Below are 12253 nucleotides of genomic sequence, written 5' to 3'. Positions count from 1 at the left end.
CATCACGCCCAGGAAGGCTGCAAGCCGCACCGGGCCTAGACTGGCCTAAGGCCGTGGACCAGTCGCCTTGCCGGCGCGTGGGGATGATGCGTCTGCTGGGGGCAAGAAAGGCGAAACAGGCGTCCGAAAGCCCCGCACGGATGGCGATCGCTCACCTGGAAATCAAAGCAGGAAGATCTATTCGAGAGCTATTGGGTGCCAATCAGGTCAGGACTGGCGCGCCTCAGAGGTACTGGGCCACCTTCTTGCCGACGGTGAGGAAGCGCAAGGGATCGATCGCTTCGCCATTGTGGCGCACTTCATAGTGCAGATGCGGACCCGTCGAGCGGCCGCTGCTGCCGGTCTTGCCGATGATGGCGCCCGCGTCCAGCTTCTCGCCCACGGTCACGTCGATTTCGCTGAGATGCCCGTAGCGGGTCGCAAAGCCATTGCCGTGGTCGACCTCCACCATGCGGCCATAGCCGCCGTTCCAGCCGGCCTTGGTGACGATGCCGGGCGCCGTGACCTTGGCCGCCGTGCCGATGGGCGCCCTGAAATCCATGCCCGAATGCAATGCTGCTGTGCCGAGGATGGGATCGGTGCGCACGCCGAACGGGCTGGTGACGGAGTGGCCGGGGGCGGGGTTGGCAAGCGGCAGCTGGCGCGCTTCCTTCTTCAACTGGTCGAGCGTGTCCAGGGCTTCGTCCAGTTCCTTGACCTTGCTGTCGAAGATCATCGAACTGTCGAGTGGGATCAGCGGGCCGCCGATATCGCTTTCGTTCTTGCCGAAATCGCTGTCGACCGGCAGTCCGGCCGCCTGCAGCGCCTCCTGGATGGCATCGGCGCTCTTGTAGGCATTGTCGGCAAGCGTGCTGATGCGGGTGAGTTGTTCGTTCTCGATGGATTTCAGCGACTGGTTGATCGAGACGAACAGCTTGTCGGCACGATCGGCGGCTGTATCGCTGGGCAGCGGATCGGTGCGGGTCGACCACAAGGAGAACGGCCTGGCATCGGCAGCACCCAGGTCGGCGCCAAGGCTCGCGACCGCGTAATTCCGCGCGGGCTGGCTGATGCTGCCAGTCACCTCGGCGTGCTTGTCCGGTTTGGCGGCCGCGGGATCCTCGGCGGGCGCTGCTCCCACCTCGTTCTCGGCGCGCTCGAGCAATGGTCCGAGACGGCCATGGCGCTGGCTGAGCTGTGTCTGGCGTTCAATCAGTTCGCTGACCTTGTTTTCCATCAACTGCTGGTCGAGCAACTGGCGGCTGGTGATGCGGTCGACCTGGGCGCGGAGCGCCGAGATGCGGTCTTCGTAGGCCTGCTGCATGCGCGCCTGGCGCGCGGTGGTGGCGCCGATCAGGTCGTCGCGCAGCACGAGATAGGAGGTGGCCAGGAGGTAGCCGATGGCAATGGCGGCGAGTGCTGAGCCGATGAATGCCGCGAGCCAAGGCCGGATCGTGAAATGCCTGATCTCGTTGCCGCGGGCGATGATGACCGTGTGGGGTTCCTTGCGCCTGCCGAAGACTGCGGACTGACCGGTTGCGTTCACGGGACCAAGCTTTCGTTTACGACACCACGACAACTTGGATTACACATTATTAGGGTTAACAAAGGCTTGCCGGATCGATCGCCCGACGCCGAAAGCACGCGGCGCGCGTAGAGGGTTGTATGAAAATGGCCAAGGAAGCGTGCGTAATGCCGTGAAATCATTGGCGATGAGCGCCAATCTGCTGCCAGCGAAGCGGCCTGTCGGTCGCGATCGAGGTCTAGGTTTCCTTAACTGTCTTCGATTGCTTTTAATTGACGGTTTTCGATTAGAAGCGGTACCGGGGTTTGGGACACACTATGGCGGCAGGAATGCTGGGCGATCTGGCTGGCAAGATCCTCGACAAGATCTCGGGCACCAGTTTGCTGGCGACCGGGCTTTTGCTGCTGACTGCTTTTGTCAGTGCGCTTGTCGCCTATTGGCGCACGGTCGAGGAGAAGAGCTGGAAGGAGTTCTTCGAATTCGTCATCCCGCACGAGGTCATTACCCATCCCTCGGCGAGGGCCGACCTGCTGTTCTGGGTCACGAAGAAAGCCCTGATGCCCTTCCTGATGCTACCCGCCGGAATAGTCTTCGTTTCGGCGGTGGGCTACGCAACCACCTGGCTGTTTTCGACACTCTTCCAGTTCCAGCCGCCGCTGGTCGAGGGACCGGCAGGCCCGGTGACGGTGCTGATCTTCACCATCACCATGCTGCTCGCCTACGATATTTCCTACTATCTCTATCACGTCGCCCAGCACCGCTATCCGGTGCTCTGGGAATTGCACAAGGTGCATCACTCGGCCGAGGTGATGGTCGGGATCACCAAGGACCGGGTCCACCCGCTCGACGAGCTGATAAATCGCGCCTGGGATGGCCTCGTCGTCGGCATCTGCTTCGGCATCTGGTCGCTGATTTCACTGAACCTTGCCGAACTGACCGTCTTTGGCGTCAACGTCTATGTCATGCGCAACATCCTGATGATGGATTTCGTCAGGCACACGCATTTCAAGATTTCGTTCGGCCCGCTCAACAATGTGGTCCTGTGTCCGCATTGGCACCAGCTGCATCACAGCACCGATCCGCGCCACTACGACAAGAATTTCGGGCTGCTCTTCTCGTTCTGGGACCGACTCTTCGGAACATTGTGCGTGCCGAAACCCGATGAGGACTTCAAGTTCGGACTGGTTGACCGCAATGTGCGCGACTACCAGTCCCTCGCCGGCCTTTATGTGATGCCGTTGAAGCGGATGTGGGGGCATATTGCCAGGCGCATCCGGCCCGCAAAGCCAAGGACCTCGCGATCATCGGAAGGGACACGGCCATGAACGGTCCCTTCGTGCTGGCGATCCCGCGGACACGCACCTTCGAAGTCGTGACATCGGCGGCGCGGCTGGCCGAGATCGCACCGGCCTGGACCGCGCTCTGGCAGCGAGCCGGCGGGCTTGTCTTCCAGCACCCGGACTGGATCGCAGCCTGGTGGCGCACCACCCCGCATCAGGAGCGGCGCACGCTCAGGATCGGGCTTGCCTGGAATGGCGAGCGGCTCGACGGCGTGATCGCGCTCGCCACGTTCAAGCGCTCCGGCATCCGCTTGCTCGAATGGGCGGCGAAGGATCACAGCGACTATGGCGACGCGCTGGTTGCGCCCGAAAGCGATCCGCAGGTGATCTCCCGCCTCTGGCAGCATGTCTTTGACCAGGGCGGCTTCGACCTCGTCTATCTCAACCGCCTGCTGCCGAATGCCAGTGTCCGAGCGCTGCTGGATCCGGCCTCGCGCCATGGCAAGGCGCTTCGCCCCAACAACCGCAGTGAAATCAGCTACCGTGTCGTCGGCCCCTGGCAAAGTGGGGCGGAATGGTTCGAGGCGCTGTCCAAGAAAGCCCGACAGAACTACCGTCGTGGCCGCAAGTTCATGGAAGAAGCCGGTGCACTGCGTTTGCGCCTGCTCGATGCGGATGACCCACGCGAGCCGGTGCTCGCACGCGTCGCGGTGCTGAAGCGCCTCTGGCTCGCCCGGCATGGCCGCGCCTCGGACCTGTTCGACGAGGGCTCGCCCGTTCTCGCCGCGCTGGTTTCGGTGCTGGCCGAACTCGGGCTGTTGCGCGTCTTCGTGCTGGAACTCGACAACACGATCATCGCCGTCTCGATCAATTTCGAGCAGCACGGCACGATGATGGCTTTCGTCACCACCTATGATCCCGAATATGAGCGAGCCTCGCCGGGCATGGTGCTGATGATGGATTATATCCAGTGGTCGCTCGACCGTGGCCTTGCCAAAGTCGATTTTCTCTGCGGCGGCGAGGATTTCAAGCGGCGCTTCGCCACGCAATCAGTCAGGCTGTCGTCGATGATCGGCGCGCGCGGTCTGCGCGGCCATCTCGCCGCGCTGGCCGATCGTGCGGTCCATGTCACGAAATCCTGGCAGGCACAGCGGCAGCCGAAGGCGCAAACGCCCGACCAGTAACGACGGCTCGTATGGGCCTTGGCCACGCTCAAAGCGCGCGAACGGCTTCCAGCACTTCCTCGGCATGGCCCTTGACCCGGACCTTGCGCCAAATCCTGGCGATCCGACCGTCACGGCCGATCAGGAACGTCGCTCGCTCGACGCCCATATATTTGCGGCCATACATCGATTTCTCGACCCACAGATGGTAGGCCTCGATCACCTTGCGCTCCTCGTCGGCGGCGAGGTCGACGGTGAGGTTGTATTTCGATTTGAACTTGTCGTGCTTCTTGACGTTGTCTGGTGACAGACCGATCACCACAGCGCCTGCCTTCTCGAATTGCGGTTTCAGCTGTGAAAAGCTGATCGCTTCCTGGGTGCAGCTTGTTGTGTCGTCCTGTGGATAGAAGTAGAGCACCACGGGTTTGCCGGCAGATGCGGCCAGGCTGAGCGAGCCGCCGCCATCCCGGGGCAAATCGAATTGCGGCGCAAGATCGCCCACGTCGAGGTCAGCCATATCGATGCCCTTGTTTGAGGTTACGCGCGACGCCACACCGATATAGTGTCGACCGGGGATTCGTCCACGAGCGAATTTGTACAACGGAAGATTGCGTGGATCAGGAGCAACCGCAGCACGAGAAGATCCGGTTCAGGCGTGACGAGATCACCGACCTGGGGGCTTTGCCATCCGCGTGCCGCGTTCCACCACTCGGCCAGGCGTCGATCGGCCGCGGCTTCCGCATCCTTTCGCGCGTGTTCGCCGGCATGGTCGCGTTCGTGTTGCTGGCCGCGGTCATTGTCTATCTGGTCGGAGCTTCCGGGATCGGCTCCGAGCGGCTTCGGGCGGAAGCGGAGACCGCCATCGAGAAACTCGCCGGTGTCGATGTTAATGTGGCGGTCGGGCCGGCGCGCATCACGCTCGACAGTTCGAGCTTCGTCGCGCTTCAGGTCAGCGACGTCAGCCTGAAGACATCGGACGACAAACCGATGGCGGATGCTGGCCGCGTCCGCTTCGGCATGCGCCTAATCCCGCTTCTTTGGGGAGAGGTGCGGCTGACCAGCGCCAGGATATCGGATGCTCACATCGTTGTGGCGGCGATGCCGTCCGGCGGCGACTGGACAGCGCAATTGCGCAATGAGGACGGCCTCGTCGATCCGGAGAGACTGTCCGACGCGCTGTTCGGCAACATACATCGCGCGCTCGACGCCGTGCGGGAAGATTCGATGCGCCGGATCGATCTCAGCAATGTCGAATTCGTGCTGCCAGACGCGGGGGCGATCAAGCTGGTCAAGATCGCCGACGCCACCGTCGTACAATCGGGGCCGGGCGCCGTGGAGTTTTCCTCAGAGGCGGATGTCGACGGCAGGAAGGTCACGGTTGCCGCCTCCGCCACCCGAGATGTCGCCGCCCATCGCGTCACGGCGCTGACTGCGAGCGTCGATCTGTCATCTGCCGACGCCACCGGCGCCGGGAAGCTGGGCGCGATCGCGTTGAAGCTGACGGGAGCGGAAGGATCCGGCACCAATGAATCACGGCTGACGGCCTCTCTGTCGTCCGCCGGGTCGGTGCTCGATCTTGGCACGCGCGGCTTGCTGCCTGCCGATGTCGATGTCAATGCGACGCTTGTCCATGGCAGCAACAAGATCCAGGTCGACAGGCTGTTGCTGAAATCCGGCCGGTCCTCTTTCAATTTCGGCGGCTCGATAGGGCCAAAGCCGGCGACAGGGGCGGCGGGCGAGGAACCGTCCTACCGCTATGACCTGACCAGCGACGGTTCGACCCTGGCGCCATCGGAATCGCCCGAGCCCGCGCTGACCTTCCTCGCCCGCATCGCCGGCGTCTATCAGACCGAGAGCCATAAATTGGTGGCCGAGCAGATCGCGGTTAGGTCCGCCGCTGCCGGCGAGGTACTCGGCACCGCGGCCGTGGCTTTCGTTGACGGCAAGGCCCCCGGGATCAATCTGGCGCTCAACGTGCACGACATGCCGGTCTCGCACGTCAAGCAGCTGTGGCCGTGGTTTTCGGCGCGCAATGCGCGGCTCTGGGTGCTGGACAATCTGTTCGGCGGCCGCGTCGTCGATGCCAACCTCCAGTTCCAGGTCGTGCCGGATCGCCTCGGCAACGGCGTGCCGCTTTCGGCCGACGAGGTGTTCGGCCGCTTCCAGATCGAAGGCTCGCGTTTTGACACGGCCGGCCGCATCCCGCCGATACGCGACGCGGTCGGCGTCGTCGCCTTCCACGGCAATGACGTCGACATTTCGCTCTCCTCGGGCACCGTCTTCATGCCCAGCGGCCGCACCGTGGCGGCCAGCAACGGTACGCTGGCGGTCAAGGCGGCCAACCGCCCGCCGGTCATCGGTGCACTCGACATCGATGTGGAGGGCGAGGCGCCAGCTGTCGCCGAACTCGCCTCCTACGAGCCGATCAACGCCATGCGCCATGTCGGCTTCCTGCCGGAGGATCTGTCCGGCAGCGTCACTGGCCATGTCCGGGCCGACATTCCGCTGCAGTCAGGCGTCGATACGTCGAAGCTCGACTGGCTGGTGTCGCTCGACTACACCGGCCTATCGCTGGCCAAGCCGTTCGAGGGACAGACCGTGACGGATGCCGACGGCTCGATCACCGTCGACCCGGAAAAGGCGGTGATCTCCGCCAAGGCAGCGCTCAACGGCATTCCGGCCGAACTCGACCTTATCGAACCGTTGGCGGACAACGGGCCGGCGCGCAGCCGCAAGGTGGCCCTGGTGCTCGACGACAAGGTCCGTGCCGCGGCCATGCCCGGCCTGACGCCGCTGCTTGGCGGAACGGTGAAGGTCGCGATCGACAAGAGCGGCAGCGGCAACCAGAACGTCTCGGCCGACCTGACCAATGCCAGGCTGGACATTCCCTGGGCCGGCTGGAGCAAGGGGGCAGGGGTTCCCGCCAACGTCACCTTCGTCATGACCAAGGCCGGCGACACCACGACACTGTCCGATTTCAACCTCGACGGCAAAACATTCTCCATCGACGGCAGCATCGTGCTGGTCAACGGCGCCCTGTCGTCGGCCAGGTTCGGCAAGGTCACCTTGAACCGGGGTGACGACGTCGCGATTTCGGTGAAGCGCTCGGGCAAGGGCTACGCCGTCGACATAAACGGCAAGGCGCTCGACGCTCGTTCGCTCATCAAGCAGTTCACGTCCGATGTGGACACCGCGACCAAGACGACCGGAACGGACAACATTTCCGTCAGCGCCGACGTCGAGCAGCTCACCGGCTTCCATGACGAGCAACTGTCCAATTTGAAGCTCGACTACAGCGCGGCCGGCTCAAGGGTGAACGGGCTGAAGGTCAGCGCCACGGCAAGTTCGGGCGCGGCCATCACCATCAGCAACACTACCGGCGACGGCCGGCGCTCGCTCAACGTGAAGTCGGCGGACGCCGGCGCGATATTGAGGTTCCTGAACGTCTACGAGCACATGGAAGGCGGCTCGATCATGCTGGCGCTGACGGGGGCCGGCGACGGGCCGATGACGGGCAAGGTCGACACCAGCAACTTCTTCATCGTCAACGAACCGAAGCTCGCCTCGATTGTCTCGACCACGCCGGCCGGCGACAACCGCAGTCTCAACCAGGCGGTCAAGGGCAATCTCGACACATCGCGGGTCAAGTTCGAACGCGGCTATGCCGAGATCGAGAAAGGCAGCGGCTATCTGAAGCTGGCCAATGGCGTGCTGCGCGGTCCGCGCATCGGCACGACGTTCCAGGGCATCCTCTACGACCAGAACAACAATATGGACATGACTGGCACCTTCATGCCGGTCTATGGCCTCAACCGCATCTTCGGCGAATTGCCCATCGTCGGCGCGCTGCTGGGCAACGGCCGCGACCGCGGCCTGATCGGTGTCACTTATCGGCTCAGGGGCAATGCCAACAAGCCGGTGCTCGACGTCAACCCGCTGTCGGTGATCGCGCCGGGCATATTCAGGTCGATCTTCGAATATCGATGAACGGCCTCAGGCCGGCCGCACCAGAACGTGTTTTTTCTTACCCAATGAAAGCTTTACGACGTTTTCTGGACTCAGATCCTGAAGCGTCACCATGCGGCGGTCGTCATTGACCGACTGGTCGTTGATGCGAACCGCGCCGCCCTGTATGTGGCGCCGCGCCTCGCCATTGGACGATGCCAGCCCGGCCGTGACCAGCAGCGACAGGATGCCGACGCCGGCTTCGAGTGCCGCCTTGTCGGCCCCGACGGTCGGCAATGTCTCGGCGAGCGCCCCCTCCTCGAAGGTCTTGCGCGCGGTTTCCTCGGCCTGGTTCGCCGCTTCGCGGCCGTGGACGATTGCCGTCGTCTCGGTGGCCAGGATCTTCTTGGCCTCGTTGATCTCGGAGCCGCCGAGGGCGGCCAGGCGCGCGATTTCGTCGAGCGGCAGGCGGGTGAATATCTTCAGGAAGCGCTCGACATCGGCGTCCTCGGTGTTGCGCCAGTACTGCCAGAAATCATAGGGCGAGAAGAGGTCGCCGTTGAGCCATACCGCACCCTTCGCCGACTTGCCCATCTTGGCGCCCGACGATGTCGTCAGCAGCGGCGTGGTCAGGGCGTAAAGCTGCGGCGCGCCCATGCGATGGCCGAGATCGACGCCATTGATGATGTTGCCCCACTGGTCCGAGCCGCCCATCTGCAGGCGGCAGTTCTGGCGCCGGGCGAGCTCGACGAAATCATAGCCCTGCAGGATCATGTAGTTGAATTCGAGGAACGACAGCGATTGCTCGCGGTCGAGCCTGAGCTTGACGCTGTCGAAGGTCAGCATGCGGTTGACGGAGAAATGCCGGCCGACATCGCGCAGGAACTCGACATAGTTGAGTTTCATCAGCCAGTCGGCATTGTTGACCATGATGGCGTCGTTCGGGCCGTCGCCGAAGCGCAGGATGCGGCCGAAGATGCGCTTGATGCCTTCGATGTTGGTGGCGATCGCTTCCGGCGTTAGAAGGCTGCGCTGGTCGTCGCGGAAGGACGGGTCGCCGATCATCGACGTGCCGCCGCCCATCAGGGCGATCGGCCTGTGTCCGGTTTCCTGCAGCCAGTAAAGCATGGTCGCCGAGATCAGATTGCCGATATGCAGGCTGGTGGCGGTGGCGTCATAGCCGACATAGGCGGTGACCGTTTCCTTGGCGAAAAGCTCGTCGAGGCCGGTCTCATCCGAAATCTGGTGGATGAAGCCACGCTCGCTCATCGTGCGCAGGAAATCGGATTTGAAGGCAGGCATGTTTTCTTTCCCGAAAGCGTCCGCCCGGTCCGGCGCGGGCATATGTGAACGGGCGCGTTTAGCATCCAAGCGCGATCAGCAAAAGTGGAATCCGGTTTTGCGTCAGATCGCGCGCCAACCAGGAGGTCGCGATCAGCAAAAGTGGAATCCGGTTTTGCGGCCCGCGCGGATAATGCCGTCACGCTTGCTTCATCGTTTCGGCCGGGGTAATGAGGCGCCGCGCCAAAGGTTCTTGCAGCCCACGACCTCGAGCGGCACCGCACGGCATCCATCAATGCCACATTCGACGACAGAGCCCCGACGCGACATGCCGGACGCATTGATATCCATTGTCATTCCTTGCAGGAACGAGGCGGCAAACCTGCCGCTCTTGATCGACGAGATCGAGGCGGCGATGGCCGGGCGCGACTTCGAACTGATCATCGTCAATGACGGCTCGACCGACGAGACGGCTGCCGTGCTTGCCGAACAGACGGCACTTCGCTCTTTTCCGGTGCGGGAATTGCGGCACCAGAAATCCGCCGGCCAGAGCCTGTCGGTGCGCTCGGGCGCCTGGGCGGCGCGCGGCGGCATCGTCGCCACCATAGACGGCGACGGCCAGAATGATCCGCAATACATTCCGGTGTTGGTCGACGCCCTGCGGCAGGCCGGGCCGGATTTCGGCGCCGCCCAGGGCCAGCGCCTCAAGCGCCGCGACAGCAAGGTCAAGCAGCTGGCGTCTCGCTTCGCCAACTGGCTGAGAAACGCCATCCTGCATGACGAGACGCGTGATACGGGCTGCGGCCTGAAGGCTGTCCACACCGATATCCTGCGCAAACTGCCCTTCTTCGACGGCACGCACCGCTTCGTCCCAGCCCTGGTCATCCAGGAAGGCTATCGCGTCGTGCATTGCGATGTCGTCGACCGCTCGCGCCGTCACGGCAAGTCGAACTACGGCATTTTCGACCGTGGCCTGCAGGGCGCGCTCGATCTCGGCGGTGTCTGGTGGCTGCGCCGCCGACGCCGCAGGATGCCAAAAGTAGAGGAAATCAAGCGTGTTTAACGTGCTTCAGGAACTGGGGACCTGGCTTCACCAGGTTTTCATCAAGCAATTCGATGCGTGGATCCTGCTCGGCTTCGTTGCGCAGTTCTTCTTCACCATGCGCTTCGTCGTGCAATGGCTCGCCTCGGAAAAGGCCAAGCGCAGCGTCGTGCCGGTGGCCTTCTGGTTCTTCTCCTTGTTCGGCGGCGGTCTGCTTCTGATCTATGCCATCCAGCGCCAGGATCCGGTGTTCATCGCTGGCCAGGCCATGGGCATGTTTATCTACATCAGAAATCTCTGGCTGATCGCCAATGAGCGCAAGGCGGCGATGACCAAGGTCGATTGAGCGGCCCGTCACGTCGAAAAATGGTTAGAGAGGCTGATGCATGGCGTTGAACAGGAACTACATTCTTCTTTTCCTGTTCAGCCTGGTGATGACGCTCTCGGGGCTGGCATCGCTGCCGCCGATCGACCGGGACGAGTCGCGCTTCGTCCAGGCGACCAAGCAGATGGCCGAGAGCGGCGACTATGTCGACATCCGCTTCCAGGAGGCCTCGCGCTACCAGAAGCCGATCGGTATCTACTGGCTGCAGTCGGCGGCGGTGACGCTGAGCGGCACAGGCGCCGAGGCGCCGATCTGGGTCTATCGCACGATCTCGGCACTGGGCATTGCCATTGCGGTGCTGGCGATCGCCTGGACGGGGACCAATCTTTTCGGCGCCAGTGCCGGTATCGCCGCCGGCCTGGTGATGGCTGCGATCTTCGCCACGGCCTTCGAAGGGCGCGACGCCAAGACCGATGCGATGCTGCTTGCCTGCTGCGTGGCGGCGCAAGGTGCGCTGGCGCAGATCTATCTCGCATCGCGCCGCAAAGAACCAGTCGCCGGCCATCTCTGGTGGATTTTCTGGATCGCGCAAGGCGCGGCGATCCTCATCAAGGGGCCGATCGCGCCGCTGCTGTCGGCGCTGACCATCGCGGTGCTGTTCGCGTTCGAGCGTGACGGGCGCTGGCTGTCGAAGCTCAGGGTCGGACGCGGCCTGTTGCTGGTCGTGGTCATCGCACTGCCCTGGCTTGCCGCGATCACCTGGAAAAGCCATGGCGCTTTCCTGCAGCAAGCCGTCGGCAAGGACATGCTCGGCAAGGTCGCGTCGGGCGAGGAATCGCACGGCCTGCCGCCCGGTTTTTACATGCTGACCTATTCGCTGTTCATGTGGCCTTTCGGGCTGATCGCGGTCGGCGCCGGCCTCCAGGCCCTCAACCGCCTGCGCGACGATGTCAGGCTGCGCTTCTGCCTCGCCTGGTACATCCCGTTCTGGCTGGTGTTCGAGCTGATCCCGACCAAGCTGCCGCATTATGTGCTCCCGGCCTATCCCGGCATGGCGCTGCTGATCGGCTGGCTGCTGACATTGCAGCCCGAGGACGCCAATGCGCCGCTGAAGCGCTGGCAGCAGTGGCTGTGGTGGTCGACCGCCTTCGGCCTGGTCGTGGTCAGCCTTGGACTGGCGGCGGTTTGCATCGGGGCGCCGATCTATCTCACCCACAGCTTCTCCTGGTGGAGCATACCGGCGGCGGCCGCCGCATTGGGTACGGGCTATTTCGCGTTTTCGCGGCAGCTGCAGGTGCCGTTGCCCCGCATCGGCGCCACCGCGGCCTGTGCCGGCATCACCTATGCCTTGCTGTTCGGCGTCATCGCCCCATCGCTGAAACCGATCTGGCTGAGCCCGGCGATCAAGCAGGCGGTGCTTGCCAACAAGCCTTGCGACACGACGGTGCTGGCCTCGGCGCGGTATCAGGAGCCAAGCCTGGTGTTCTTGGTCGGCACGAAAACGGTGCTGACCGATGCCGGCGGCGTGGCGCAGCATCTGCTTGCCGATCCTGCCTGCGCGCTAGGGCTGGCGCCGATCGAGGACGAGCAGAAACTGAATGGCATTCTGTCGGTGCAAGGCAAATCCGTGAAACGGGTCGCGGAGATCGACGGCCTCAACTATTCGTCGGGAGACAAATTGTCGCTCGGCCTCTATCGTGTGGCCCCATGATG

General features: G+C 63.3%; 9 protein-coding genes. 6 read left to right on the top strand and 3 right to left on the bottom strand.

The features are described 5' to 3' along the window. Positions 1-223: 223 nt before the first annotated feature. Entirely contained in the window at positions 224-1525 is a 1302-nt protein-coding gene (locus FJV80_RS08530) for a M23 family metallopeptidase (RefSeq protein WP_142876115.1), read from the bottom strand. Between the two features lie 308 nt (positions 1526-1833). On the opposite strand from FJV80_RS08530, the gene FJV80_RS08525 reads away from it, so the two are divergent. Together FJV80_RS08525 and FJV80_RS08520 are read left to right on the top strand one after the other, a co-directional pair. Next, a complete protein-coding gene (locus FJV80_RS08525) occupies positions 1834-2829 on the top strand; it encodes a sterol desaturase family protein (protein ID WP_142876151.1) in 996 nt (331 codons plus the stop codon). Further along, positions 2826-3968, top strand: coding sequence for a GNAT family N-acetyltransferase (locus FJV80_RS08520; RefSeq protein WP_246688930.1), 1143 nt, complete (start codon positions 2826-2828; stop codon positions 3966-3968). The genes FJV80_RS08525 and FJV80_RS08520 overlap by 4 nt, the downstream gene beginning before the upstream one ends. Before the next feature lie 28 nt (positions 3969-3996). On the opposite strand, the gene FJV80_RS08515 is transcribed toward FJV80_RS08520, so the two are convergent. Further along, positions 3997-4464 (bottom strand): peroxiredoxin, encoded by a 468-nt coding sequence (locus FJV80_RS08515; protein WP_095770889.1) that lies wholly within the window; start codon positions 4462-4464, stop codon positions 3997-3999. Between the two features lie 95 nt (positions 4465-4559). On the opposite strand from FJV80_RS08515, the gene FJV80_RS08510 reads away from it, so the two are divergent. Continuing rightward, a complete protein-coding gene (locus tag FJV80_RS08510; protein ID WP_142876113.1) occupies positions 4560-7934 on the top strand; it encodes a DUF3971 domain-containing protein in 3375 nt (1124 codons plus the stop codon). A gap of 6 nt (positions 7935-7940) precedes the next feature. Here the strand turns inward: FJV80_RS08510 and tyrS are convergent, their stop codons facing one another. After that, a complete protein-coding gene (tyrS, locus tag FJV80_RS08505; protein ID WP_142876112.1) occupies positions 7941-9194 on the bottom strand; it encodes a tyrosine--tRNA ligase in 1254 nt (417 codons plus the stop codon). Positions 9195-9501: 307 nt separating this feature from the next. Here tyrS and FJV80_RS08500 point away from each other — a divergent pair, with 307 nt between their 5' ends. The 3 genes from FJV80_RS08500 to FJV80_RS08490 are packed head-to-tail and all read left to right on the top strand — an operon-like array spanning position 9502 to position 12251. Then, complete coding sequence (locus tag FJV80_RS08500) at positions 9502-10236, top strand: glycosyltransferase family 2 protein (RefSeq protein ID WP_115139404.1); 735 nt, start codon at positions 9502-9504, stop codon at positions 10234-10236. Then, on the top strand, positions 10229-10561 hold the full coding sequence (locus tag FJV80_RS08495) for a lipid-A-disaccharide synthase N-terminal domain-containing protein (protein ID WP_010909058.1): 333 nt from the start codon (positions 10229-10231) through the stop codon (positions 10559-10561). The genes FJV80_RS08500 and FJV80_RS08495 overlap by 8 nt, the downstream gene beginning before the upstream one ends. Positions 10562-10601: 40 nt before the next feature. Continuing rightward, the gene (locus FJV80_RS08490) at positions 10602-12251 is read left to right on the top strand and encodes a glycosyltransferase family 39 protein (protein WP_185975164.1); all 1650 of its coding nucleotides are present in this window, start codon (positions 10602-10604) and stop codon (positions 12249-12251) included. Positions 12252-12253: the final 2 nt, after the last annotated feature.

Source organism: Mesorhizobium sp. WSM4310, assembly GCF_007003935.1.
GTDB lineage: Bacteria > Pseudomonadota > Alphaproteobacteria > Rhizobiales > Rhizobiaceae > Mesorhizobium.
Note: the sequence above shows the minus strand (reverse complement) of the source record. Positions and strands in the feature narration are given on the sequence as shown.